The sequence below is a fragment of the Maridesulfovibrio ferrireducens genome, from assembly GCF_900101105.1.
GTDB lineage: Bacteria > Desulfobacterota > Desulfovibrionia > Desulfovibrionales > Desulfovibrionaceae > Maridesulfovibrio > Maridesulfovibrio ferrireducens.
The window spans coordinates 122018-147706 of record NZ_FNGA01000001.1; the positions used below are offsets into that span (position 1 = coordinate 122018).

23 protein-coding genes are annotated in these 25689 nt (G+C 43.3%); 13 read left to right on the forward strand and 10 right to left on the reverse strand.

Features of this window, described 5'->3' with window-relative positions:
* Window positions 1–37: 37 nt before the first annotated feature.
* Window positions 38–2524, forward strand: a complete 2487-nt coding sequence (locus tag BLT41_RS00520; RefSeq protein ID WP_092157222.1) for a heavy metal translocating P-type ATPase — start codon at window positions 38–40, stop codon at window positions 2522–2524.
* Window positions 2525–2591: 67 nt separating this feature from the next.
* On the opposite strand, the gene BLT41_RS00525 is transcribed toward BLT41_RS00520, so the two are convergent.
* Window positions 2592–3146 (reverse strand): TetR/AcrR family transcriptional regulator, encoded by a 555-nt coding sequence (locus BLT41_RS00525; RefSeq protein ID WP_092157223.1) that lies wholly within the window; start codon window positions 3144–3146, stop codon window positions 2592–2594.
* 194 nt (window positions 3147–3340) lie between these two features.
* Here BLT41_RS00525 and BLT41_RS17575 point away from each other — a divergent pair, with 194 nt between their 5' ends.
* A complete protein-coding gene (locus tag BLT41_RS17575; protein ID WP_244512159.1) occupies window positions 3341–3652 on the forward strand; it encodes an IscA/HesB family protein in 312 nt (103 codons plus the stop codon).
* A 105-nt stretch (window positions 3653–3757) separates the two neighbouring features.
* Here BLT41_RS17575 and BLT41_RS00535 read toward each other — a convergent pair whose 3' ends face one another.
* Window positions 3758–4414, reverse strand: coding sequence for a CBS domain-containing protein (locus tag BLT41_RS00535; protein ID WP_092157226.1), 657 nt, complete (start codon window positions 4412–4414; stop codon window positions 3758–3760).
* Between the two features lie 316 nt (window positions 4415–4730).
* On the opposite strand from BLT41_RS00535, the gene BLT41_RS00540 reads away from it, so the two are divergent.
* The 8 genes from BLT41_RS00540 (at window position 4731) to BLT41_RS00575 (ending at window position 11171) form a co-directional block, all read left to right on the forward strand.
* Window positions 4731–5078 carry a hydrogenase maturation nickel metallochaperone HypA/HybF gene (locus tag BLT41_RS00540; protein WP_092157227.1) on the forward strand — a complete coding sequence of 116 codons (348 nt, stop codon included), beginning with the start codon at window positions 4731–4733 and terminating at the stop codon, window positions 5076–5078.
* Window positions 5079–5098: 20 nt separating this feature from the next.
* Entirely contained in the window at window positions 5099–5755 is a 657-nt protein-coding gene (gene hypB, locus BLT41_RS00545; RefSeq protein WP_092157228.1) for a hydrogenase nickel incorporation protein HypB, read from the forward strand.
* A gap of 116 nt (window positions 5756–5871) precedes the next feature.
* Window positions 5872–7206: a sigma-54 interaction domain-containing protein gene (locus BLT41_RS00550; protein ID WP_092157229.1), complete on the forward strand. Its 1335-nt coding sequence runs from the start codon at window positions 5872–5874 to the stop codon at window positions 7204–7206.
* Between the two features lie 235 nt (window positions 7207–7441).
* Entirely contained in the window at window positions 7442–7786 is a 345-nt protein-coding gene (locus BLT41_RS00555) for a NifB/NifX family molybdenum-iron cluster-binding protein (protein ID WP_244512160.1), read from the forward strand.
* The gene (locus BLT41_RS00560; protein ID WP_092157231.1) at window positions 7783–8142 is read left to right on the forward strand and encodes a NifB/NifX family molybdenum-iron cluster-binding protein; all 360 of its coding nucleotides are present in this window, start codon (window positions 7783–7785) and stop codon (window positions 8140–8142) included. The genes BLT41_RS00555 and BLT41_RS00560 overlap by 4 nt, the downstream gene beginning before the upstream one ends.
* A 164-nt stretch (window positions 8143–8306) precedes the next feature.
* Entirely contained in the window at window positions 8307–9560 is a 1254-nt protein-coding gene (locus BLT41_RS00565) for an iron-sulfur cluster carrier protein MrpORP (RefSeq protein WP_092157232.1), read from the forward strand.
* 185 nt (window positions 9561–9745) lie between these two features.
* A complete protein-coding gene (locus BLT41_RS00570) occupies window positions 9746–10468 on the forward strand; it encodes an SDR family oxidoreductase (protein WP_092157233.1) in 723 nt (240 codons plus the stop codon).
* A 121-nt stretch (window positions 10469–10589) separates the two neighbouring features.
* Entirely contained in the window at window positions 10590–11171 is a 582-nt protein-coding gene (locus tag BLT41_RS00575) for a flavodoxin family protein (protein ID WP_092157234.1), read from the forward strand.
* A 22-nt stretch (window positions 11172–11193) separates the two neighbouring features.
* Here BLT41_RS00575 and BLT41_RS00580 read toward each other — a convergent pair whose 3' ends face one another.
* The 6 genes from BLT41_RS00580 to rfaD form a co-directional block, all read right to left on the reverse strand.
* The gene (locus BLT41_RS00580) at window positions 11194–12378 is read right to left on the reverse strand and encodes an ABC transporter substrate-binding protein (RefSeq protein ID WP_244512161.1); all 1185 of its coding nucleotides are present in this window, start codon (window positions 12376–12378) and stop codon (window positions 11194–11196) included.
* A 91-nt stretch (window positions 12379–12469) separates the two neighbouring features.
* Window positions 12470–12658 carry a hypothetical protein gene (locus BLT41_RS00585; RefSeq protein ID WP_092157235.1) on the reverse strand — a complete coding sequence of 63 codons (189 nt, stop codon included), beginning with the start codon at window positions 12656–12658 and terminating at the stop codon, window positions 12470–12472.
* A gap of 58 nt (window positions 12659–12716) precedes the next feature.
* Window positions 12717–13841: an alanine racemase gene (gene alr, locus BLT41_RS00590; RefSeq protein WP_092157237.1), complete on the reverse strand. Its 1125-nt coding sequence runs from the start codon at window positions 13839–13841 to the stop codon at window positions 12717–12719.
* A gap of 32 nt (window positions 13842–13873) precedes the next feature.
* Entirely contained in the window at window positions 13874–15757 is a 1884-nt protein-coding gene (gene mutL / locus BLT41_RS00595) for a DNA mismatch repair endonuclease MutL (protein WP_092157240.1), read from the reverse strand.
* Window positions 15758–15903: 146 nt separating this feature from the next.
* Window positions 15904–18216, reverse strand: a complete 2313-nt coding sequence (locus tag BLT41_RS00600; protein WP_244512162.1) for an LPS-assembly protein LptD — start codon at window positions 18214–18216, stop codon at window positions 15904–15906.
* Window positions 18217–18252: 36 nt separating this feature from the next.
* Window positions 18253–19230: an ADP-glyceromanno-heptose 6-epimerase gene (gene rfaD, locus BLT41_RS00605; protein WP_092157242.1), complete on the reverse strand. Its 978-nt coding sequence runs from the start codon at window positions 19228–19230 to the stop codon at window positions 18253–18255.
* A 634-nt stretch (window positions 19231–19864) separates the two neighbouring features.
* Between rfaD and BLT41_RS00610 the strand changes: the two genes are divergently transcribed.
* The 3 genes from BLT41_RS00610 (at window position 19865) to BLT41_RS00620 (ending at window position 22898) form a co-directional block, all read left to right on the forward strand.
* Entirely contained in the window at window positions 19865–21184 is a 1320-nt protein-coding gene (locus BLT41_RS00610; protein ID WP_092157244.1) for an L-cysteine desulfidase family protein, read from the forward strand.
* Window positions 21185–21297: 113 nt separating this feature from the next.
* Complete coding sequence (locus BLT41_RS00615; protein WP_092157245.1) at window positions 21298–22362, forward strand: OmpA family protein; 1065 nt, start codon at window positions 21298–21300, stop codon at window positions 22360–22362.
* Between the two features lie 116 nt (window positions 22363–22478).
* Window positions 22479–22898, forward strand: coding sequence for a PH domain-containing protein (locus BLT41_RS00620; protein WP_092157246.1), 420 nt, complete (start codon window positions 22479–22481; stop codon window positions 22896–22898).
* A gap of 95 nt (window positions 22899–22993) precedes the next feature.
* On the opposite strand, the gene BLT41_RS00625 is transcribed toward BLT41_RS00620, so the two are convergent.
* The gene (locus BLT41_RS00625; protein ID WP_092157247.1) at window positions 22994–24997 is read right to left on the reverse strand and encodes a methyl-accepting chemotaxis protein; all 2004 of its coding nucleotides are present in this window, start codon (window positions 24995–24997) and stop codon (window positions 22994–22996) included.
* Between the two features lie 10 nt (window positions 24998–25007).
* Window positions 25008–25487: a cytochrome c family protein gene (locus BLT41_RS00630; protein WP_092157248.1), complete on the reverse strand. Its 480-nt coding sequence runs from the start codon at window positions 25485–25487 to the stop codon at window positions 25008–25010.
* Window positions 25488–25689 lie beyond the last annotated feature (202 nt).

The window sequence follows — 25689 nt, forward strand, 5'->3', positions numbered from 1 at the left end:
AATGCAATCCCCGCGAGTACCCCAAACAGGATATATTATGGATGCACTTTTTGAAATAAAAGGGATGACCTGCTCTGCATGCTCATCAAGACTTGAAAAAGTTATCAACAATATGGATGGAGTTAACCATGCCAGCGTCAATCTGGCTACTGAATCCTTAGCCGTAAATTTTGATAAAGAATCAACTTCCGTTACGGAAATAATTAAATCCGTCGAAATGTCCGGTTTTGAAGCTACTGAAAAAATTGAAGGAACTGAAGTTGCTCTACCCATATCAGGAATGACCTGCTCTGCATGTTCATCAAGACTTGAAAGGGTTTTAAATGCGACTGACGGGATAGTCAAAGCCGGTGTCAGCCTGCCGGGAGAATCCGCAACAATAAAATTCAATTCCGCAATTATCTCACTGAGACAAATCAGACAAATCATAAAAGATATCGGATTCGAGGCTGGAGAAATTCAATCCGCACAGGATGCACAAAAAAACTTTGAGACACGACGTAAGCAAAATGAAGCAAAATTAGCTTTAATGAAAAAAAAGCTGATCTATGCTCTGACATTTACCGTCCCGCTGCTCATCATAACCATGGGACACATGGTGGGCATGCCCCTGCCGGACTTTATAAGCCCCCATCATTCACCGCTTGGCTTTGCCCTTATTCAACTTTTTCTGACTATGCCTGTACTTTGGTTCGGTAAAGATTTTTATATTCACGGATTCCCGAATCTCATGCGCGGCACACCCAATATGGATTCCCTCATTGCTGTGGGAACCTCTGCGGCTGTCGTTTATTCACTTTGGAACCTTATTGAAATAGTATTAGGAGTTGATCCTCAGGCAAGAGCTATGGATCTTTATTTTGAATCCGCGGCAACAATTATAACCCTTATTTTACTTGGCAAATTTCAGGAAGGACGAGCTAAATCACGCACATCAGAAGCCATTGAAAAATTAATGGACCTGACTCCGGCAAAAGCCATCCTACTTGAAAACGGCGAACAAATTTCAACACCTATCGAAGAAATCGGTCCCGGTGATAATATTCTAATCCGGCCCGGTGACAGAGTCAGCGCAGACGGCACTGTATATGACGGGCATTCAGAAATAGATGAATCAATGCTTACAGGTGAAAGCATGCCTGTCTCCAAATCTGAAGGAGACGCAGTTGCCGGCGGTACTGTTAATACTGGCGGGGGTGCACTTAAAGTACGAGTGAAAAATGTCGGAGAAAACACAGTACTTTCCCGCATCATCAAGCTTGTACAAGATGCTCAGGGGTCCAAAGCTCCGATTTCCTCCCTTGCGGACACCGTAAGTTTTTACTTTGTGCCAACGGTAATGACTATCGCGGTTCTTTCCGGTCTCAGTTGGTACTTTTTCAGCGCTGAGCCTTTTTCCTTTGCTCTGCGCATTTTTATCAGCGTAATGGTCATTGCCTGCCCTTGCGCGATGGGACTTGCCACCCCGACCGCAATAATGGTCGGAACGGGGCGCGGGGCACAGCTTGGCGTGCTTGTAAAATCTGGAGAAGCCCTTGAGACTGCCGGAAAGATCAACACCATGATCTTCGACAAAACCGGAACTCTTACCTACGGACAACCCGAGCTGGTGGACACCTTTGTCGCTTCAGGCCAAAACGGAGAAGAATTACTGGCACTGGCTGCTTCGGCAGAAAAACAATCCGAACATCCTCTTGCAAGAGCAGTACTCCGCGCAGCCGAAAAGACAGGCATATCGTTACCGGAAACAACATCATTTAATGCTGTAGCAGGTCTTGGCATTGCCACAAAAACAGGTGGTCATTCCATGCTGCTCGGCAATCAAGAATATCTGAACCGCAATTTTGTCGGCGGACTTGACGATAAAAACGCCAGAGATGCGGCCTCCAGTTTCGAATCTGCGGGGCAAAGCCCGCTCTACATTGCCAAAGACGGAAAGCTTGCCGGAATTATGGCCATCGCTGATAAAATAAAAAAAGAAGCCCCCGCGACAATCAAAAAACTTCACGCTCTAGGCGTAAAAACTGTCATGCTTACCGGAGATAACGAGAAAGTAGCCCGCACAATCGCAAAAAGCGCAGGAATCGACGAAGTGGTCGCGCAGGTTATGCCGGACCGTAAAGCTGAAGTTGTGAACAGAGAAAAGGCTCAGGGTCGGAAGGTGGCTATGATAGGCGACGGCATCAATGATGCGCCCGCTCTTGCCTCGGCAGACCTTGGAATTGCCATGGGCACCGGGATTGATGTCGCAATTGAATCCGGCGACATTGTGCTTATGAAAGGGGATCTATCAGGTGTTTTAACAGCTCTGGCACTAAGCCGGGCTACGGTTAGAAATATCAAACAGAACCTTTTCTGGGCTTTTGCTTTCAACGTACTGGGAATTCCTGTTGCAGCCGGAGCACTCTACATTTTCGGAGGCCCGACTCTTTCACCTATGTTCGCCGCTGCGGCAATGTCGCTCAGTTCAGTAACAGTGGTGACAAACGCACTGCGGCTGAAATTTTTCACTATCGAAAATTAAAAATATAAAAACATAAAAAAAAGGCCGCTCATTACTGGGCGGCCTTATAAAAAACTTTTTAAAAAAACTATTTGAGAAGACTGCGACGACAGAAATCAATAGCTTCTGTACGAACATCTCTCTGGTTAGGCCAGTACAGATGCATTCTGGTCAGACCAAAAATAATTGTCATGATAATTGTGGAATTTTCCTCCACAGCAACATCTCTGAGGATTCCTTTTCTGATCCCTACCTTGATACAATCTTCAAGGATAAGTTCTAGATTTTTAAGGAAAACAGCCATCAACCGCTTAGAAGAATCAAGCAATCCGTATGTGGAAAGCATAATCTTCATGTCAACTTCATTATCTTCAACAAAAGTGAAATAATCAGCCATTATCATGTCAAACGAACATTCATCTTTATCAAGCTTCTGACGGACGCCTTCAATATAATATGAGAAACTCTCTTCAAGCTCTGCAAGAATATGAAGAAGAATGTCTTCTTTACTTTCAAAGTGCCTGTATATGGTACCTTCCGAAATATTAGCAGCCTTAGCTAAATTAGAAGTCGTGGCTCTATGGAAACCCACCTGAGAAATCATTTCTTTGGCTGTTTCCAATATAAGATCTTTAGTCTTCATTATGATGACTCCCTATAAACGACGGAAGCGTTTAATTTGTCTTGTTGAAATATCTGAAACAAATAATTATATTGGTAAAACTGAACAGGAGTATATTTCCTACCTTAAGAGACTATCAAGGTCAACATGGAGCATTTGACAAAACCAAATAGAAAACTTATTTTTGGATCGAGAAGTCCTATAAGGAGGGAATAATGGTTGAAATAACAGAAGCTGCCTCTAAACAGCTTGAAAGCTACTTTGCAGATAAAGAAAGAACCCCTATACGCATCTACCTCTCTACAGGTGGCTGAGCAGGCCCCAGATTGGCATTGGCTCTGGATGAGCCAAAAGACACTGACGAGAACCTTGATGCAGCGGGATTCACCTTTCTGATAGACAAAGAACTTAACGGACAGGGAAGCCCTTTCAAAGTCGACCTTAGCTATAGCGGATTTGTTATCACTTCTGCTATGGAAATGGGCGCCGGCGGAGAATGTGGTTCATGTTCAGGAACCTGCGGTTAATAAGCAGACAATTATACCGTTTAATTCCGGGGTCGCAGACCCAATAGGAAAGGGCCGCATCATAAAGATGCGGCCCTTTTTATTTTCTAAAAAAAGAACTAAAAACTATGATTTCCATTCATGTTTAAAGTCATCGGGACCGACAACCTTATGCCCGCGTTCCCTTAAAGCTTCTATTATAGGGGAAGGGTCTTCAGTATCCACACGAACAACAACCATTCTGCGGTTTTTATGGTAAAATAATCCGGTACTGATAATGCTGTATTTCATATTTGAAATAATTCCAGCGAGTTCATAAAGAACTCCGGTCCTTTCTTCCGCCTCAACGACAATACGCGAACCACCTTGCTTAAGTCCCATTTCTTCGACAAGAACTTCCAGCATCTTGTTCCGGTTAATATAGCCGATGAGTTTTTCTTCTTTATCCACCACGGCCAGACCAGAAAGATTCATCTCATACATAAGATCTGCAGCAGCTTCGATGTCGGTTTCAGGCGGAATTGTGGTTATGTTTTTACGAACTACGTCCCTGACAGTAATTTTACTGAGCAAGTAATTCAGCTCATGCTTTTCAAGAGAGCTGATAACTGAGGGCAAAGCGGCCCGGACGTCCTCTTTTGTGACATAACCAACCAGTTCGTCACCATCTTTGACAAGAAGCATCCACAACTGATTATCTTCGAGAAGTTTGTCCGCATCCTTCACTAAAGTTTCAGGAGTTACCGTAACAAAATCCTTGAGCATTTTCAGTCCTACATACATCTATAAGTCCTCCAGAATCCGGTAAAACCGGGTTCGTAAAAAGTTATGCTTCAAGCATTAACATTAAATCTGAATACGTGTCTAAAAAAACGCACAGCCCAAACGTTTGCAGCGCATTAATGGTCGATAAAACACTCCCATCACTTACGCAAGGTTTATGAGAGTGTAATAGAATCCTGAAGAACATTATATCAATCCTATTGATCTCTTATGTATTTTCAAAATAAACCACCTTAGATATGAAATAATAAAATTCCATTCAATTTCTACTTTGAAGTATCTTGCCCCTGATACTTTTTTGGGGTAGTCCAAATTCATGCATGAAATGTCAATAGCTCAAAGCATACATACGATAGTCCTAGAGGAATTAGAGAAGCACCCGGATGCCACACTTAAAAAAGTATTGGTAAACAACGGAGCTCTCGCGGGAATCGTCTCAGAAGCTCTGACCTTTGGCTGGGAAGCCATTACCATGGATACCCCGCTTCAAGGCTCGATTCTCGTTGTTAACGAAATCCCTATAAAAGTCAGTTGCGGCTCATGCCAGAAAGAGTTTACCCCCAACGATAGACTTTACATGCCCTGCCCTGACTGCGGTCTCGAAATCGGACATAAAGTTCTTCAAGGAAAAGAATTGCAGATCGAAGGTATCGAGATTGAATAAGATTTAATAAGGAGACTCGAATGAGTGAAATACCTATTGTACGAAATATTTTAGAAGCCAACGATAGAATCGCAGCGGAACTGAATAAATTTTTTACTGAGAAAAAGATCTTGTGTCTGAATCTCATGAGTTCCCCAGGATCAGGTAAAACCAGCCTTCTGGAAAAAACCCTCGCAGACCTCAAGGGTGAATTCAAAATGGCTGTTATCGAAGGTGATCTTCAAACAGATAACGATGCCCGTCGCGTAGCAGCGACCGGAGCACAGGCTGTACAGATCAATACTGAAGGCGGCTGCCATCTTAATTCAAATCAGGTAAAAGAAGCTCTTTCTCTTATCGATACCGATGGACTGGATATTCTTTTTGTAGAAAACGTCGGAAACCTCGTATGCCCTGCAGAATTCAATGTAGGTGAGCATCACAAAGTTACACTGCTGACTGTAACTGAGGGCGATGATAAACCTGAAAAATATCCTCTCATGTTTCATATTTCTTCTGTCATGATCCTCAACAAAATAGACTTGCTTCCATATGTTGATTTTGACCTTGAAAAGGCAAAAAAGCATGCCCGCAAGCTAAACAGTGACATTTCTATCTTCCCTCTTTCCTGCCGCTCACGCGAAGGACTTGAAGGTTGGTACCAATGGCTCAGAGAAGCCAGAGCATCAAAGGCATAAAACCGTAAAAAGGTTTTGTCCGCTGTAAATAAAAGCTGAACGCGCCCCTTGAAGATGACAAATCGATAGGGGCGCATTAATTAGATAAGAACAACCGGAATAGTGCGGAGCGGAAAATGAGATTTCCCAGCAACCTTCCTTGTTCTGCAGTACTCGACTCCCTCGCAGACGGAGTTTTCACTGTGGACAAAGAATGGAACATTACGTTCTTCAATGAAGCCGCCAGCCGAATCACAGGAATCCACTGTGAAGAAGCTGTCGGCTACAAATGTTGGGAAGTATTTCACTCCAGCCTGTGCGACGGGAATTGTGCACTGCGCTCCTGCATGAAGCACAACGGACGAATCAGTAACAAATCTATCTTCTTTATCCACGCTGACGGTAAAAAAGTACCTGTATCCATAAGCGCGGCCCCGCTTGTTGATTCCGCGGGCAAGATTATCGGCGGAGTAGAAAGCTTTCGAGATCTCACTGACATTCAAATTATGCGCCGCGAAGTTCAGGACTCGTGGAGATTTGAAGACATTATCGGTAAAAGCAAACCCCTTGCCAAAGTTTTTTCAATAATGCCGCAGGTAAGTAAAAGCGAAGCTACCGTTTTGCTTTTAGGCGAATCCGGCACAGGAAAAGAACTCTTTGCCAGAGCCATTCATAATCTCAGCGACCGTAAACACGGCCCATTCGTTGCCGTAAACTGCGGAGCTTTACCTGACAATCTGCTCGAATCTGAACTTTTCGGATATAAGGCCGGAGCATTTACTGATGCCCGTAAAGATAAACCAGGAAGGTTTGAACTTGCAGCCGGTGGCACTATTTTTCTTGATGAAATTGGAGATATGCCGCCAAAACTTCAGGTAAAACTACTTAGAGTCCTTCAGGAAAAAACTTTTGAGCCGTTGGGCGCTGTCTCCAGCGTTAATGCTAACGTTAGAATTGTAGCTGCTACAAACCGCAATCTTGCAGAACTTGTAGAAAATGGAACCTTCCGTCAGGATCTATTTTACAGGCTTAACGTTGTAACCCTCAATCTTCCATCTCTTAAACAACGGGCCGAAGATATTCCCCTGTTAATCAACCACTTCATAAACAGGCTTAATGCACTGCAAGGCAAAAACATCGACGGCCTTTCCGAAGACTCTCTGCAAATACTCATGCGGCACCCCTACCCCGGCAATGTTCGTGAGCTTGAGAATATCCTTGAATTTGCCTTTATCCTTTGCCCGTCAGGCTTCATTCAAATTGAGCATCTACCCGAATATTTGCAACCGCAATTAAAAAGCTCTCTTTCTTCCGGTGATCAACCAATGACGCTGGAAGAAGTTAAATGCCTCGCCATCAGTCGCGCCCTTGAAAGAAATAACGGCAAAAAAATGGCCACCTGCAGAGAGCTTGGTATTTCCAAAGATACCCTGCGCAGATCTATCTCCCGCTGTGAAGAGATGGACGCATAACAAGCCCTAATCTTATTTTACAGACGCAAAAAAAGCCTTAAGCACTCTCTCTTCACACCTCTATATCTAACCAAGTATCCAGAATATCAATATTATTTTAAACAGGCACGTCCAGTGCTTTGTCGTTGTCATGAGAGGACACAAAGAACGCAATATTAATTCGGCGACAACACTTTGTTTAGCTTGTTTTGAAAACAGGTTGGCCTCTGTATTTGACAACGCAACGGAACTTAAAATGTTCCAGTTAATCGACAATAAAATTTGCCCCGCAGGTCTCCTATCCCTTCCCTCAAAAGACCCAAAGGACAGGACATCCGCCACTTTGACCTGCGGGGCAACATTTCTCATATGCGGCGCTATTTGCGGCTGCACACGAAACGCCCTGGAGCACGCCGGAATTAAAGTTATTCCATGGGTACGAGGAACAGTCGATGAAATCCTCGAGGCCTACAGGCTGAATCTACTTGAAAACTTTATCATGCCCGGTTGTTCGGGAAGATTAGGAAAAAACGGCAGATGCAGACAAAGACAAGGCAAAGAAATTAATCCCAAACATAGGTTCAAGGAGAAAATAAAATGAAAATTGCAATCAGCTGCCAAGGTCCAAACCTGAGTGATTCAGTTGACCCCCGTTTCGGTCGCGCTAAAGGTTTTGCTATTTTAGACACCGACAATGACGCTTATGAATTTGTAGATAATACTCAGAACTTAAACGCCCCTCAGGGAGCCGGAATCCAGTCAGCGCAGAATGTTGCAGCGACAGGAGCAAAGGTTATTATTACCGGACATGTGGGCCCAAAAGCTTTCACAGCTCTGGAAAAAGGCGCAATTAAAATTTTCTTAACTGGAAACGGTACTGTTGAAGATGCTTTTTCAGACTATAAGAATGGCAAACTGGAAGAAGCTTCAGGCGCAGACAAACCAGGCCACTGGTAGAAAAGACAAAGCATAATAAGACTCGTTACATCCGCACATTGACAACTCGGTAACGGGTCTTATTTTATACTAATATTTATTATCATTCAGACTTAGGCCGCTCTCAATTTTTAAGTGACCTAAGAAAAACATTACCCCTAATATTAAGGGGCAGGAGATTATATATGAGCGATCATGCTTGCGGAAGTTGTTCTTCCTCCGGTTCAGGATGTTCCTCTCAGGATTGCAGTCCTGAAGATATGAAACTTAAAAAGACTCTTTCCAAAATCAAACATAAAATCGTTGTCATTTCAGGCAAAGGCGGAGTCGGCAAAAGTACTGTTGCAACAAATATTGCTGTAGCTCTTTCACTTGCCGGAAAACAAGTCGGTTTACTTGATGTTGACGTTCACGGACCAAGTGTCCCTAGATTGCTTTGCCTTGAAGACCAGAAACCTCATATCGGTCATGAAATCATCGAACCTATTTCATACAGTAAGAATCTTTGGGTCATGTCTCTCGGATTCATGCTTCCAAGTAAAGAAGATCCTGTCATCTGGCGTGGACCTGTAAAAATCGGTTTAATAAAACAGTTTGTTCAGGACGTAGCATGGGGAGATCTTGATTTCCTTATTGTAGACTGCCCTCCCGGAACTGGTGATGAACCTCTTTCCGCACTCCAGACTCTCGGATCTGATGCTCAGGCCATAATCGTTACAACTCCACAAGGCGTTGCAATTGATGATGTCCGCCGCTCAGTTAACTTTTGTAAGCAGGTCGGTAACCCCATCCTCGGACTCGTTGAAAACATGAGTGGTTTTGTCTGCCCGGATTGCGGCAGCATTCATAATATTTTCAACACCGGCGGCGGTGAAGCTCTTGCAAAAGAAACAGGTGTTAAATTCCTCGGAAGAATTCCTCTTGATCCAGAAGTAGGACGCTCCGGAGATGAAGGCTACCCTATTGTTCGAGTTGATCACGAAGGAATCACTGGTAAGGCATTAAACGCAATAATTAAGCCTATACTAAACATTTCTGAAACATTGCAGGAGAATTTAAAAATGCCTTCCGTTAATGATTTAAAAGCTAAAAACGGCATGATCAGAATCGCTATCCCTGTTGCAGGCGGAAAACTCTGCATGCACTTCGGACATTGCGAACAGTTTGCACTGCTGGATGTTGACACTGTGACTAAAGGCGTTGTCGCCACTAACATGGAAACACCTCCAGCTCATGAACCAGGCATTTTGCCTAGATGGATTGCAGATCAGGGCGTTAATCTCGTACTTGCTGGTGGAATGGGCGCAAAAGCTCAGTCCCTGTTCACTGATGCAGGTGTCAGAGTAGTTGTAGGCGCCCCCGCAGAATCTCCTGAAAATGTAGTTGCAAGCTATCTTGCAGGAACTCTTGTCACCGGACAAAACACCTGCGATCACTAAGATACTTTTGTAGTACAAAGTATATCGCTATTCCTACTCCTTAAGTACCGATGGCCCACAGAACTCATCTTCTGCGGGCCATCGGGCTTTTTAGGTTTTACCCTTCCAAACTTTAAGTCTGAATCACTTTATGATAACATTTCAAACTGTTTCAAAATCAACTTAAACCGAAAAGGACATATCACATGAGCAAGGAACTCGTAGTCATCACCGGAGCAAGTTCAGGAATAGGAGAGGCCACAGCCAAAGCCTTCTCACTTGCCGGTCACCCTTTACTTTTACTTGCGCGCAGAGTTGAAAGACTGGAAGCTTTAGAACTGCCAAGCACCATGTGTGAAAAAGTTGATGTAACCGATCTTGATTCTTTTAAATCCGCCGTTAAAAAAGCCGAAGCCAAATACGGTCAGGTAGACTGCCTTGTTAACTGCGCGGGTCTTATGCTCCTCGGCAACATTGACACTCAGTCTCCCGCAGAATGGAAAGCCATGTTTGATGTAAATGTCATGGGAGTTTTGAACGGGGTAAAATCAGTAATTTCTGAAATGAAAGCTCGTAAAGGCGGCACAATTGTGAACATAAGTTCCGTTGCAGGCCGAAAAACATTCCCCGAACATGCAGCATACTGCGGCACCAAATTCGCGGTCCATGCAATGACCGAAAACATTCGCGAAGAAGTCTGCGGTTCAAATGTCAGACTCGTTACCATCGCACCCGGAGTCGTTGAAACAGAACTTCTAAGCCACACAACCTCTGACGAAATCATCAGCGGATACAACGAATTTAAAAAATCAATGGGATCTGTTCTAATTCCGCAGGATATTGCCGGAGCAATTATGTTTGCCTACCAGCAACCTCAAAATGTCTGTGTACGTGAAATAGTTATTGCCCCCACAGGACAACCTCAGTAAACAAACGCTAATCGGCTTTAGCTGCTAACTCATGCTGAAGCCGATTTTACTTTTGCTCTACAGACCTAATTAATACCAATAATTCAAAAAATTCAGTTTGTTAAAACAAGGATACGATTAAATGATCACCGCAATTGAAAGTAGTCCCAGGAAAAAAGGCAACTCACACACTATGTTGCAGGCTGTACTCGCTGGAGCACACGAAGTGGGCACCATTACCAATGAAGTACATTTGCGAGATCTTAAATACGATCCTTGCGTAGGATGTGAGGCTTGTAGAAAAGCAAAAGCTTGTACCATGTTTGATGACGGTATGACGACATTATATCCGCTCATTGAAGAATCTAAAGGGCTGGTTCTTATCTCGCCGGTACATAACTACAACGTAACGGCATGGATGAAAGCCTTTATTGACCGCATGTATTGCTACTATGATTTCACCGACTCACGCCCAAGAGGATGGTCCAGCAGACTTGCCGGACAAGGACGCAAAGCTGTCATCGGAGCTATTGCCGAACAAGCTAATAAAAAAGATATGGGCTTTACCTTGGATGCCATGCGCATGCCGCTGGAAGCGCTTGGTTACGAAGTAATAAGCGAAATTTCAGTATTAAGACTCTTTGATAAAGGAATCATAGTAAATCACGCGAACATCATGGAAGAAGCAAGACTTGCAGGTAAAAATCTTGCGGAAGCTTTGTAAATTCTAGAGCACGACAGCGAACCTACTCCACATAAATAGTATCACTCAAAACAACACGCCCGTTCTTAATGTGTGAAATGAATACATCTTTATCAGGATCGCCATTGTTGTTATAATCGAAAGTGCCAGTCACCCCTGCATATGGCGGCATATCGACAAGACCGTCGTGTATTGTTGCCGGATTTGCAGAATGAACATATTTAACTGCAGCGAAAAGACTCATTGCCGCATCATAGGTTAGAGCTTCAAGCTCTGTGGCTTCAACTCCGTTTTTTTTCTTAAAATCAGCTTCAAACTCTGCATCTCCGGGAATAGGAAGACCGGGAAACCAGTGATCTGTAAAATAGCTATTTTTGAAAGCATCATTTCTCAACAAATCCACAGAGTCCCATGAATCACTGCCCAAGAAAATTCCTTTGAAACCTAGTTTTCTGGCTTGACGCGCCTGTAGCTGTACTTTCTTTGTATTATTGGGAAGAAATAAAATTTTAGGATGAGTTGCAATAATTTTCTTGAGCTGCTCCGCATACTCGCGCGCGCCTTCAGGATAATTTTCAAAAGCAGCGATAATGCCGCCATTCTTTTCATAATTATTTTTGAATAAAGTCGCTAATTCAACACTGTAAGGATTGTCAGCTCCATATAAAACAGCAACCGATTCACGATTTAAAGATTCACTCACAAACGTTGCAATCGCCGCAGCCTGTACTGAATTTGTATATGAAACTCTGAATGAATATTTAAATGCAGTCAGCTTATTTGTACTGGCGACCGGAGTAATAAAAGGAACTTTCTTTTTTTCGCAGACTTCGGCGACAGCCAAAGCAACGGAACTGCTTGCTCCGCCGATAATAACTGAAACTTTATCCTTCTCAATCAAACGGAGTGCCATCCGAGTCGCAATTTCGGGAGATCCGCCGCTATCAACAGGATAGAGAACGACCTTATGCTTAACACCGGAGATATCTACCCCGCCTTCGGCATTAACAATATCAGCAGCATAACGAACAGCCGTTACTATATACGTGCCTCTTCTGAACAACTCACCGCTGGTAACAGCAATGACGCCCACCTTGAACTCAGAAATTTTTTTAGCTTTATCACTGGAACAGCCCCCCAAAAAAGAAACCATCATAATTGTCAGACATAAAAATGCCAGACATATAATCTTGGGGCACGAAATCATCGCTGCTTTTTTAATATTCATGGGCAGAATGACCTCCGGTGAGAATTTTAAAAGAATCTATACAATAGCAAAACATTAAGGGGCGGTTCCAAAAAAAACCACCCCTTAATAACTAAATTCCAGCCATACAATCCCATAATTCTATGCTTACTTCGATGCGGACAATACCGTCTTCGATGTAAACTCGAACATTTTTTTCTGGAATTAAAGCCATATCAATTGCAATTTCTTCCCATTTATACCTAAGTTCAGCAGGATCAACATCCTTAAGGGGATAACTTTCAGCTACTTTCCAACTCATATCAACATCCTCCAAAAAACAGTTTTAACTTCAGTTTGAAGCGTATTCAATGCACCATTTATTCAACATAACTCTTCGGGTTAAGCCCCAGAAGACAGAAAACTTCATAAGTAATTGTGCCCCACCAAGAAGCCAAATCATCGGGAGAAATAGCACCTTCACCTTCTCCGCCAAGCAAATAAGCTGTATCACCGAATTTTACGTCAGGAATTGAACTGACATCCACTGCGGTAAGCTGCATGCACACACGCCCGACAATCAAAGCCCGCCGACCATTTATGCACACTGCTCCTTTACTGGAAAGCCCTCGGCTGTACCCATCGGCATATCCGGCACAGACAATGGCAACTTTCATATCTTTCTGCGCGGTATAAGTACAACCGTAACTGATCGATTGCCCTTTTTTAAGTTCACGCACAGCAGCAATCTTAGTACGGACCTGCATTGCAGGCTTCAAACGGGAACCAAGATCTTCCCATGATGTTCCGCTGAGTGGATTGGCTCCATACAGAGCAATTCCGCCCCGTTGAGCCGTAAAATGAACATTATCATGTTTTAAAATTCCCGCTGAATTTGCAAGACTAGCTTCAACCTTAAATCCGGCGGACTCGAGAGTATTCAAAATAAACATGAACTTCTCAGCCTGCTTATCCACATAACCTTCGTAAGCCGGATCATCGGAGGTTGCAAGATGTGAACTGGCCATTACAGGTCGAATCTGCGGACCAGCTTTAAGGGTCTTAATCAATTCAGCAAGCTCATCAATACTAAAACCCAAACGAGACATTCCTGTCTCAAATTTAAGGCTGATTTCAATCTCAAGCTGATGCTTTTCCGCTACAGAAACAAGCATATTAAGTTGATCAAAACAACCTACAAACGGAATGATACTATCTTCAGCAAGAGCTAAACAATCAGCCTCATTAAGCGGACCGAGCAAAGAAATAATTCTCTTTTCACATCCACTGCGCCGTAACTGAACAGCTTCGCCGACAGTTCCCACAGCAAAAGTGTCAGCGCCTTCGCTTTCAAGAGCACGCGCAACCTCAATCATTCCGTGACCGTATGCGTCAGCTTTAATCACTCCGTAAACATTAGATCCTTTCTCGCAAAGGATTCTGTAATTATGCCGTATAGCTCTTAAATCAACGCCGACTTCAAAAGTATTATATCGAATTGCCATTTTTTTTACCGTATGCCTGTCTAAAACATATTCTATTTACGTTTAAATAGTTTTTCCATTTCAGAAAAAGACCAACTTATTATTACAGGTCTGCCGTGAGGACAATATTCACGCTGCGGGCATTTTGCCCATGCCTCAAGCAATGCCAAAGCTTCATCCAAAGCAAGAGGCTGATTTGCCTTAATGGCCGACTTACAGGAAAGCATAATCCAGAGATCGTCAAGATTTTTAGCCTGCCCGTCAACCGCTGCTTTCAAATACCCTTTAGCTTCTCCGGTTTCAAGACTTGGCGGTATTCCGCGCATAGAAAGATTTGAGCCGTTTTCAAGTTCGAGCATAAAGCCGGCCTGACGCAATTCTTCCCACATCTCCTGAACTCGAGCCACTTCACTTGGATGAAGCGTCAGTTCTATCGGAATGGCAAGGGGCCGGGAATCCCCCTTAGTACGCTCAGCACGCATATGATAGTAGATTACCCGCTCATGAGCCGCGTGCTGATCAAGAAGCCCGAGTGATCCGTTTACAAGCTTAAGAACCAGATAAGTATCAGCGACCTGTCCCAGATATTCAATTGATGTGCCGGGCACAAAGTGACTTCGCCTGCCATCAGAAACGCTTTGAACGTCTGTTGAATATACAGGTGAATTATATTCAGATTCGCTCGAAAGACCAGACTGAGACATCATTTCATTGTGAGCTTCATAACCGACAGGTTGCTCGCGAACAAACTCCCGAGAAACATCTTTTGCCTCGCCTGGGGGAGCAGACGGAGCCGTAAAGTCGAGTTTCTCATCAGAATAATCAGTATTCTTGAACTCATTCCAACTGGAAAATTTTGCGCGAGGTTCAATGGGCAAACTTGCACGTGAGGCAGCAGGTATATTTTGTGACGGAGTATCCAATCCTTCAACAACTCCAAGCTCATAACGGGAAAGGGCCTGAGAAATACCATTATGAATGATGCTGTAAATTGAACGTTCGTCCTGAAAACGAACTTCCATTTTTGCGGGATGAACATTCACATCAACCAGATCAGGTGGAAGCTCGAGAAAAATTACAGCTTGAGGGTATTCACGGGAAATCAATCTCCCCTTGTAAGCGCCCCTGATAGCACTGAGTAGAAGCTTATCCTGAACAGGACGCCCATTCACAAACATCAAAATTCTATCGCCGCGACCCTGTGCCAGCGAGGGAATTCCGGCGCACCCGGACACTTTCATTTCTCCGGCCTCGTGCGAAAATGTCAGCAAAGATTCACAAATATTACGCGGCCAGAATACGGCAAGTCTATCAGGAAGCGTTTGATTAGGAGGAAGTCTGAATTGTTCCCTGCCGTTTGAAATAAAAGAAAAACCTGTTTCAAGGTTCGCAAGACTGATCTTGAACAAAACCTGATTACAGCGACGGGCTTCGGTAGATTCAGTTTTTAGAAATTTAAGTCTGGCAGGCACATTATAAAACAGATCCTTAACCTCAACCGATGTCCCAGCGGGCATAACTGTCGGACCTTCATCAACGACTTCTCCGCCTTCAACATTTATGAACCATCCTTCCTGTGCATCCGCTGTGCAGGACCCCATTTTAAATCTTGAAACCGATGCGATACTGGGCAACGCTTCGCCCCTGAAACCGAAACTTGTAATGGCGGAAAGATCTTCTACATCCGATATTTTACTTGTGGCATGTCTTGTTACCGCAAGATTGAGCTCATCCGAAGAAATTCCAAAACCGTTATCGCGCACAGCAAGAAGCCCCTGTCCACCGCGCTCGACGGTAACATCAACCTGAGAACTTCCTGCATCAATAGAATTCTCCACCAGCTCTTTAACCACGCTGGAAGGACGTTCTACAACTTCACCGGCAGCAATCTGATTTCTAAGTGCAGCGGGAAGAACATGAATTTTACTTCTAGTCATATCCAGATACTCAAATCCTTGATGTTGGCTTATTAAAATTACAGCTCTCTTTCATTACTTGTACTGAAAACAACCTACAAGAAGGAAGGCCCCCCGTCCATCATATGAACGGGGGGCCTAAAATTTTCAAACACTTTTTTAGTGAACTAGAACACTCCGAAATCAACAAGATTGAAGTTCACAGCGTATCGTTCGTCAATAGTCGTTTTTGAAGCGAGAAACTCAACGAAGAAACATTGATGATTCCATCCGAGTGAAACAGTCTTTTCAAGGTCTTTGCTGTTGTTGATATCGGCGCGATATTCACCACCGACAACCAATCCCCAAGGCAGGTAAGCTTTAGCCGCGTACCTGACAATCTGCATGTCTGATTCCTGTTTACGCTTATATTCATCAATCTTACGCAGGTAGTCATATCCAAACAGAATTTCACCGTATGAGTCATTGAAAAGTTTCAAAATATTTTCATGCTCTGTAACATCACCGAGATAAGGGGAGACCCAAGTACGGGAGGTCAAATTCACATAATTATACGGGGTCAGAATAATTTCACCCATGACATCCGAGAACGGGCGGCGTTCATACTGACTGAGGTCTGCGGAACGTCCAGCTTCGTCAATGTCATAACCCTGTTCTAAACGGAATCTGAAAAATTCGAGATATTCGCTTTCCAGAACAGCCTCACCGTCTCTGCCAGCCACAACCGTGGACTGACTGCGGTCCAAAACATTTGTCAGCGAGAAAGTAATATCATTAGACTTTGTAATGCGGTCTCTGGAATCGAAATAAGGAAGCTCTTTCTGGTTAGGATCATCCTGTACCCAGTTATATTCGAGACGAGGAACAATATTATGTTTCATTTTGGTCCAGCTGCTTTTCCCGATATTCTCTTTGGAAGCAACCGGGTCTGAACCTACATCAAAAACTCTGAAAAATTCGGAAAACGCGGTGATACCGGCATCAGCAATCAAGCGGCCTTGAGTTGAGTCTCGTTTAATATCTGAGCTTGCGTTCTGATAAGAATCCATCAGATACGAAGTAGCTCTTACTCCTGCACGAGGAATGAAGGTAACGCCGCCAGCTGTAACCGGCATGCTGAGTGTAGGATGAACATCAAAACGAGCACCGGTCATACCGAATTCACGCCAGAAATAGTTAGCGCTGACTTCAGCTTCCCACTCGAGAGGAGTTCCCATCAGATTTTCTTTGAAAGCGAACGCATCCAACTGAGGCAGCTTTTGCAAAGTAGGATTTTTATCACCGGGATTATTATCGTTACGGTAGCGCAAGTCTTCATCATATTGAACGAGTCCTGAAACCGCGAATTGATCCCAGCTTTTAGCGACTAACGCGGTACTGATTCTATGATTGGAATCCATCGGGTTAATATCACGACCGAATTCATCAAGGAAACCTTCCCTACTTGCTTCGTAACCGTTTGCACCGGATCTGAATTCACGCAGGTAATCCTGATCAGAAACCAAATCAAGGTCAACGATTGTCTGCCAATCAGGTGAGCCTACGTATCCGTTATATTTTGATCTGATCCACCATCTGTTATTGTTGGGTCTGATCATCCCTTCGTCTTTGAATACACTCTCGGAATCAGCGGCGTTGTCATATGTTTTACCGTCATACAACCAATCGGCCCGCCATTGCCCTTTTGTGTTCACATCTTCTGTGTGTCGGAAATCTACGCCGGGTCTGAAACCACGTTTGGCCAGATATTCACCGTAAACGGTAAGATCCATTTCTTCGTTAATAGCCCAGTAATAAGGAATACTAACCTTTGTGCCCATCTTTTTAGAGGAGCCCACTTCAGGAGTCAGAAAACCGGACTGACGCTTTTGATCAATCGGAAGACTCATATAAGGCGTATACGCAACCGGCACACCTTTAATTTTAAACTTGGAATGCCAAAGTCTTGCATATCCATTGAGAGTAATATCACCTTCTCCGGCCTCAAAAGACCAGGCAGGATTATCTCCGTCACAGGCAGTCACTTTTGCATCTTTAAAGCTGTAAGTGGCGCCGTTATGTTTTTCTATAAATTCACTTTCAAAATAGACATGAGGCTTTGCAACAAAAACACGCCCTTTTTTCAGCCATCCGACCATGTTATTCAGATCGAATTCAGCTTCAGCAGCATCGTAGAAATCGCCTTTCCACTGAGCTTTGACATTGCCTTTCAGGTAAATCCATTTGGTAGCCTGATAAAAGCGTGCAAAGTCAGCTTTGATATAACTTGTTCCGCTTCGGACCGTTACATTACCATAGGCCTGCACATACTCACTGTCATTCTCGGCGACAACCTTATCCGCAGAGAACTGCCACTCCTGTTGTGCCTGAGCTGTACCGTTACCGTCAGGCGCAGATATTATTACCTGCTCTTGGGCAAAGGCATATCCCGAAGTGCACAAAAGGAGGCAAAATATGAGTATGATAAACCTTGATTTCAAAACGACCTACCCCTGATATTCAACAAATTTAAACTGTTAGCTTTTTAGATACGGATCTTCTTGAGCGAGATAGTTCTGCACATAATCTTTAGCCGCGTCTTCAAGTGAAGTGAACGGTTTTTCATACCCGGCAGCAACCAGCTTACTCATATTAGCTTGAGTAAGGTACTGATATTTATCCCTGATTGACTCAGGCATTTCGATGTAGCTGATATCCGGCTTAACATCCATGGCAGCAAAAACAGAATTAGCAAGTTCATTCCACTGACGAGCCTGCCCGGTTCCGATGTTGAAGATGCCGTTCTTATCCTTGTTCTGAAGAAACCACCACATAACATCCACGCAATCTTTGATATAAACAAAATCGCGCTTCTGTCCGCCATTGGAATATTCAGGTTTGTAGGATTTAAAAAGCTTCATCTCACCGGTTTCGCTAATCTGGCGGTGAGCTTTGCAGATGACACTTTTCATATCATCTTTATGATACTCATTCGGTCCGAATACATTGAAAAATTTGAGACAGACAAGCTTATCCAGAATCCCGCCGCGAAGAGCCCATAAATCAAAAAGCTGTTTGGAATAACCATACATATTCATGGGTTTAAGCTGCTGAATCCCAGCATGGTCATCATCAAACCCGAATCTGCCGTCACCATATGTTGCAGCACTGGATGCGTTGATAAAACGAACATCGTGCTGGAGACAGAAACGACAAATCATCTGGGTATAACGATAGTTGTTCTCCATCAGAAAATCTGCGTCCAGTTCTGTGGTGGAGGAACAAGCTCCCATATGAATGATTGCGTCAGTTTGAAAAGGATCTTCCCCTTCGAGAAGAATCTTATAAAACTGATCTCTATGAACATAATCTTCGTAACGAAGATTTACTAAATTTTTCCATTTATCGCTCTTTGCAAGGTTATCAACGATCAAAATATCGTCAATTCCCATCTGATTGAGCTTCCAAACCATGGCACTGCCGATGAAACCGGCACCGCCGGTAACAATATACATATATCAATTCTCCAGCTTTTTTAAGCAGATATGACTATTTATCTAAGTAATCTCACAGTTCAAGATGACGGATGTTACTTATTTTTCTATCTTTTTTCAACTACATTTCGACACTTAAACAAAGATTAACTGATACTTGCTAGTCCAGACATAAATATAATAGCCCGGAAACAATGCTATGAAATTTTAAATTAGAAATTATCACCCCGTAAAAACTAACTAAAATCCATAAAACTCTTCACGCTTTGCAATTTTACCCGAAACATTTTTACAGCTTACACCTATAAAATCTTGTAAACACTGCAACACATTAATATACACCAGTTATATCATACATTAGTTTTTATTGTATAACGCATTATCCATACTATTGATTTACATATGACGAACATTTCATACATAGTAAAATAAATTTACAACATTATTAACCTTAATAGCACCCGTTCAACAGGGAATCACAGGTCAAAAAAAATTAAATTAATGCTTGATTGCTTTTCATACCATGCTATAATCAAAGAAATACTTACTTTTATCATGATTATTTCTAGACTTTCTTAATAGTAACGGTATAGATTCTTCACACAAAAGGATTGCCTTAAACACTTATAGAACTCAGCACCAAACGAGAACGAATATGAATTATACCGTAAAAGAAATACTCCACCTTGAGGTGGCTCCGGCACTTGGGTGTACTGAACCTGTAGCAATTGCCCTTGCTACAGCGGCGGCCGCTTCAGTTATTAATAATGAACGCCCGGATCATATAGAAATATGGGTTGATCCAAACATTTATAAAAATGGACTGGCTGTTATTATTCCCGGAACGGGTGGACTTAACGGGCTTGATACTGCGGCGGCTTTAGGAGCTTTATGCGGCGATCCGGCTCTTGGACTTGAAGTTCTGGAACCCGTCACTGATGAGGGTGTCAACGCAGCCTGCAAATTTAAAAATGAAAACAAAGTTGCAGTTAACCTGCTTCAGGATCAAAAAGGAATCTATGTCAGAGCCTTATTGACCTATAAAGACCACGTAACCGAAGCAATCATCGAAGGTGTTCACGACAATATCACCAGCCTCACGATGGATTCTCTTCCGGTTACAGATTCTCCGCTGGTAAAAAGAACACAAGCTGAAAAAGCTGACGTGTTCAAGCTTGAAGATTTCATTAAAAAACTTTCTCTGGATGACTTGATCGATATGATCAACGACCTTGATAAAGATGATTTTACTTTTCTCAAAGAAGGTATCACATATAATATGAGGCTCGCCGACTACGGCCTCAAACACGGTTCGGGACTTGGTGTAGGTCTTGCCCTTGAAAGACTTGCCCGCTTGAAACTCCTGACTCGCGATATGATTCTTTCTGCCCGGATTATCACCTCCGCGGCGGCAGATGCAAGAATGGGTGGAATTAAACTCCCCGCCATGAGTTCCGGGGGATCTGGAAATCACGGTTTAACAGCTATTTTGCCGATTTATGCGGTCAGCAAGTTTGTCGACTGTGATGAAAAGACCCTACTCGAAGCAATCGCACTCAGCCACCTTGTGACAGCTTACGTTAAAGCTCAGACAGGCAGACTGTCAGCTGTCTGCGGATGTTCCGTTGCAGCAGGCGCAGGAGCTACAGCAGGTACTACCTATTTAATGGGAGGAACTTCAAGCCAGATGGCCGGAGCCATAACCAACCTCACTGAAGATCTGGCAGGCATAATTTGTGACGGAGCAAAATCAGGTTGCGCTTTAAAGCTCGCAACAGCTGCCGGAACTGCTGTTCAAGCCGCACTGTTTGCAATCCACGGTGTAAATGTCCATTCGACTGATGGTATTATCGGAACATCCCCCGAGCAGACAATGCAAAACATAGGAACTCTCAGTACGCAGGGAATGATAGACACAGACAGAACAATCCTTAAAATAATGCTCGAAAAACACTTTGCGGCTACAAATATTTAAGAACTAAATAAAATAACACAATAATTGTTGCCTAAAAAAAAATAATGCCTTAATAATTAAGGTCTAAATATACATTTAAAACCTATTACCCTACTGATCGGAGGAATGTAATAATGAAAAGTAAAAAACTAATTTCACTTCTGGCTCTTACACTGATTACCTTCATGGCCCTTGGTTCAATGGCTTCTGCCGAAAGCAAAATTGTGCTTAAACCTAAAGTTGATGCCTTTGCATTATTTGTAGATACTTCACCTTCAATGAATGAAGCATACAAAGCTACCGGTAACTCTAAAATAATTGCCGGACTCAATGCATTAAAACATTTGAACGGAGTTATTCCTAACCTTGGATACCAGTCAGCGCTTTACACAATGCCTGATTTTATAACTTATTCTCCAAAGGCTACTTACAACAAAAGCGCAATAGCAAAAGGATTGGCCTCCACTCCTACTGACTTGCCTTTTTTCAAGTCTACACCAATGGGCAAAGGCTTTGCTGACTTAGACGGCGTACTTTCCACATGGAAAGGGAAATTAGCTGTAATCTTTGTTTCTGACGGTCTTTCCAACACCGGTAGAAACCCTGCAGCGATTATTTCCAACATGTCCAAAAAATACGGTGACCGTTTCTGCCTACACACAATCAGTGTTGCTGACACTCCAAAGGGACTCGCAATGATGAAACGTCTTGCTTCCCTCACTCCTTGCGGAGTATTTGTTGAAGCATCCGACCTTTCCAACAAAGCAGTACTTGATAAGTTTGCTCAGGATGTTTTCTACACTCAGGAAGAAGAACTTATCGTTGAAATCGTTCCAATTGTAGTTGTTCCACCTGTTCAGGAAAAAATTGTTTTCCGTAACCTGAACTTCGGCTTCGACAAGTTCCAGATCACCGAAGAAATGGAACCTTCCCTCGTTGAAGCAGCTGCAATGCTCGAAGCATATCCTAACCTGAAAGTTATGGTAGGCGGACACACTGACAGCACCGGCCCAGAAGCATACAATAAGGGTCTTTCCGAGCGCAGAGCAAAATCTGTAGCAGACTGGATGGCTGCCAACGGAATCGCATCAGATCGTATTGTTGCTACCGGATACGGCGAAATGAATCCTAAGTACGAAAACACCACTAAGGAAGGCCGTAAGCTTAACCGTCGTGTTGAAATCGACGTAGAAGAGTAGTATAAAAAGTAAAGATTAAGACCTCTTGTCGGGTTCTTGTTTTCAAATTCGATTTAGAGTAACAATAGGGTGGAAAGGGCATTGCTCTTTCCACCCTTTTTTTAGTTGGAGAACAAATGAACCTTACCAAAATAAAAACGTTTGCAGTCATACTTTGCCTACTACTTTCTACAAATGCACTCGCCAGTGAACTAGCCGGACAGACCGAACTGAGCCACTTCCAAGTCTTCTCTCAGAGCTGGGTAACCAAGCTCAACCGAAGTCATATAAAAGGCATACAGCGAATGGAGATCCTTCCGCGAGAGAACGGAGCATACCTCGCCAGATATCATGCCATAGACCCGGGCAGCATTAAGTGCATTGTCAAAAGAACAAGCTCAAAGAAAAAAGGTCTTATAGGTCTTCTTAAATATATAGAGACCGTATATGAAAGTACCGGTAAAACGCCTGAAATAGCCCGTAATAACCACTTCACGGCAACAAAGAGAACCCGCATCACAGAAATTTTCAGTAATACCGGCAAGGGCTGGCGTTAAGAGCCAGCGCTTCATACCTTTTTAACTGCTCACAAAAAAACCGCCCCGCTGAAATATTTCAGCGGGGCGGTTATTTTTTACTCTTTATTCAGAATCTATTTGAAGCGGGAGACAAGCTCACTTAAGTGTTGAGCCATTTCAGATACTTCCTGAATTCCCTCATTCGCATTCATGATCCCCTGTGACAAAGTCTGTGAGAGGCCGTTAATCTCAGTAACGCTGTTGTTAACCTCGTCACTGGTTGCAGACTGCTCTTCAGCCGCAGTGGCAATTGCTCTTACCATGTCGGCAATATTTTCAGATTCCTTGACGATAGCCTCAAGAACTCCACCTGCACCTTCAGCCATCGTGACGGTTCTGCCGACACGCTCACGGGCATCAGACATTTCCGTTACGACTTTTTTAGTACTCTGCTGAATCAAGTCGATAGCGCCCTCAACCTCATTGGTTGCGGACATCGTCTTTTCTGCAAGTTTACGGACTTCATCCGCAACAACCGCAAATCCTCGTCCGGCTTCACCGGCACGGGCTGCTTCAATAGCTGCGTTAAGAGCCAGAAGATTAGTCTGGTCTGCTATATCATTAATTACCGACATAACGGCACCGATATTCTCAGCGCGGACAGATAGATCATTCAAAAGTTCCGCAAGCCTATCAGTGGTCTTGGTAACCATATGAATTTCTTGAACGGTATTCCTGACAACTTCACCGCCATCACGGGCAACGGTGTTAGCTCTTTCAGAAGCCTCAGCTGTTTCACCGGTGTTCTGCGCAACCTCAAGAACAGTTGCATTCATCTGCTCCATAGCCGTTGCAACCTGTCCGGTCTGCATCGCAGTGGTATCAACACCAATAGTGAGTTCATTCATCTGCTGTGACAGTTCTTCAGAATAGGAAAGCAGTTTCGCTGAAACTCCGGTAACTTCGTTGGCAACCTCAAGAAGAGCTTCCTGCTGCTTCTCAATATGCATCCGGCTTTCTTCTTCTTCAGTGAGATCAACCATGACGGCAATAGCTCCGACAATTTTATCCTCAGCATTTAAAAGAGCGCAAACCTGATACCTAAGCGGGAATTCAACTCCGTCTTCCCTAATATAGCGAAGCAAGTCTTGAGGGCATCCATCATTTTGAAGGGCATCGGTAGTAATAGCTTTGCCGTCTTTCATAAAGAGACTACCGACCGGTGAACCGATAATTGCTGCTTCTGTTTTTTGCAGAATCTTAAGCATCGGTCCATTTACAAACCCGATATTATTATTTTCATCAGCTACAAACAAAGGCACGGTTATTCCGTTCAACACACCCTTATTATATTGTAGCTGATCTTTAATCTGTCTGGCCATTTCGCCGAGATTGTTTCCGAGCAAACTAAGTTCATCACTTCCGGCCACTTCAAAGTGAGCATCAAGGTTGCCGCTTGTAAACTCATCAGTAGCTCCGGTGATAACTTCAATCCTGTTAACAATAGACTTGCGCATAAAGAACAGTAACGCTCCAAGCAAAACTACAAACCCGGTAAAAGAAAGCATTGCCGCTTTAATCTGGGAGTCTACCAAGGAGCCAAACTGACTGGATACATCCTGAACCATTACTAACGAACCAAGGATCTGCTGCCTGCTACCATGGCAATGATAGCAACGTTTTTCATTTTTTACTGACTCTACTTGAACAAAAACGTCCTTACCACCAATCTCGGAAAGCATTCCTCCCTTAATCACGGACTTAAGGCTCTTCGCGTAGAGGGCTTTAATTTCAGGATTATCAAATTTAGGAGCTAACTCTGAGCGCAAATCATTTTTAGAAGTAGAGTAAGTAATATTACCTTTATAATTAGTAAGATACACACTTACATCATTATAGTTTTCTGCAACTGTGACGAACTTTTCAGTGGTCGCTTTATTGTTACCCTTAGCCATAGGCTCTCTAATCGCAAGCTGCAACAAATCGGCAGTTCTTACAGCTGAACCTTCAATCTCGTGCAACATTGAATTTTTCTGCCAGTAAGAGTTTGCTGCAAACAGACAAATAAAAACTGTCGCTGTCAACAAAGAGGTCAAAACCAGAACTTTGTTTCCAAGGGAGTCTTTGATAAAATTCATAATCCCTCCCTTAGTGTGCGCCGCCATAAATCAGCGGTTTAAAGTTAAAGTTCTCAACTCTGTCGGCATTATGACAGGTTTCACAGTCCTTGATATCAACCTTAGCTTTAATAAGCTCAGGATCTCCATCTTCAACATGAAGTGACCCCGGTCCATGACAAACTTCACAACCGGCATCAGCTAACTGAGGCGTTTTTTCAAATGAAACAAAACCGCCGGGTTTGCCATATCCTGTGGCATGACAGGAATAACAATCCTTAAGTTCGTCCTGAGCAAGATCAGAAGCCATAATTTTAATACTTGCACTGGAGTGAGCTTTTTTAGAGTACTTGCTATAGTTTGAAAATTCTTTCTCATGACACTCTGCACAAGCTTCTGATCCAACATAGGTTGCCGAATTTGTGACACCATAACCAACGAACGACAGCCCGAACACGGTCAGTATCGTTAAAAAAACACCGATTCGTATGGTATAGCTTTTTCCTCGCATAAAGATTCACCCCAAATTTAAATGTAAAAATTACACTTCCCCTTCACCCAACTCAACCTCGCGTTATTCACCGTCCCTAAAAATCTTTTACTATGAATTCAAAGAGATTGCCCTATTACTCTATAAATAATTCACAGCTTCATTAATCATATATCGACCATTCCATTACTAGCTTTAGGGGTATATGTGAAGAGAAATATAA

Coding starts and splice junctions, on each gene's coding strand:
- BLT41_RS00520 (WP_092157222.1), top strand. CDS start 38: ATGGATGCACTTTTTGAAATAAAAGGGATGACCTGCTCTGCATGCTCA.
- BLT41_RS00525 (WP_092157223.1), bottom strand. CDS start 3,146: ATGAAGACTAAAGATCTTATATTGGAAACAGCCAAAGAAATGATTTCT.
- BLT41_RS00535 (WP_092157226.1), bottom strand. CDS start 4,414: ATGTATGTAGGACTGAAAATGCTCAAGGATTTTGTTACGGTAACTCCT.
- BLT41_RS00540 (WP_092157227.1), top strand. CDS start 4,731: ATGCATGAAATGTCAATAGCTCAAAGCATACATACGATAGTCCTAGAG.
- hypB (WP_092157228.1), top strand. CDS start 5,099: ATGAGTGAAATACCTATTGTACGAAATATTTTAGAAGCCAACGATAGA.
- BLT41_RS00550 (WP_092157229.1), top strand. CDS start 5,872: ATGAGATTTCCCAGCAACCTTCCTTGTTCTGCAGTACTCGACTCCCTC.
- BLT41_RS00555 (WP_244512160.1), top strand. CDS start 7,442: ATGTTCCAGTTAATCGACAATAAAATTTGCCCCGCAGGTCTCCTATCC.
- BLT41_RS00560 (WP_092157231.1), top strand. CDS start 7,783: ATGAAAATTGCAATCAGCTGCCAAGGTCCAAACCTGAGTGATTCAGTT.
- BLT41_RS00565 (WP_092157232.1), top strand. CDS start 8,307: ATGAGCGATCATGCTTGCGGAAGTTGTTCTTCCTCCGGTTCAGGATGT.
- BLT41_RS00570 (WP_092157233.1), top strand. CDS start 9,746: ATGAGCAAGGAACTCGTAGTCATCACCGGAGCAAGTTCAGGAATAGGA.
- BLT41_RS00575 (WP_092157234.1), top strand. CDS start 10,590: ATGATCACCGCAATTGAAAGTAGTCCCAGGAAAAAAGGCAACTCACAC.
- BLT41_RS00580 (WP_244512161.1), bottom strand. CDS start 12,378: ATGAATATTAAAAAAGCAGCGATGATTTCGTGCCCCAAGATTATATGT.
- BLT41_RS00585 (WP_092157235.1), bottom strand. CDS start 12,658: ATGAGTTGGAAAGTAGCTGAAAGTTATCCCCTTAAGGATGTTGATCCT.
- alr (WP_092157237.1), bottom strand. CDS start 13,841: ATGGCAATTCGATATAATACTTTTGAAGTCGGCGTTGATTTAAGAGCT.
- mutL (WP_092157240.1), bottom strand. CDS start 15,757: ATGACTAGAAGTAAAATTCATGTTCTTCCCGCTGCACTTAGAAATCAG.
- rfaD (WP_092157242.1), bottom strand. CDS start 19,230: ATGTATATTGTTACCGGCGGTGCCGGTTTCATCGGCAGTGCCATGGTT.
- BLT41_RS00610 (WP_092157244.1), top strand. CDS start 19,865: ATGAATTATACCGTAAAAGAAATACTCCACCTTGAGGTGGCTCCGGCA.
- BLT41_RS00615 (WP_092157245.1), top strand. CDS start 21,298: ATGAAAAGTAAAAAACTAATTTCACTTCTGGCTCTTACACTGATTACC.
- BLT41_RS00620 (WP_092157246.1), top strand. CDS start 22,479: ATGAACCTTACCAAAATAAAAACGTTTGCAGTCATACTTTGCCTACTA.
- BLT41_RS00625 (WP_092157247.1), bottom strand. CDS start 24,997: ATGAATTTTATCAAAGACTCCCTTGGAAACAAAGTTCTGGTTTTGACC.
- BLT41_RS00630 (WP_092157248.1), bottom strand. CDS start 25,487: ATGCGAGGAAAAAGCTATACCATACGAATCGGTGTTTTTTTAACGATA.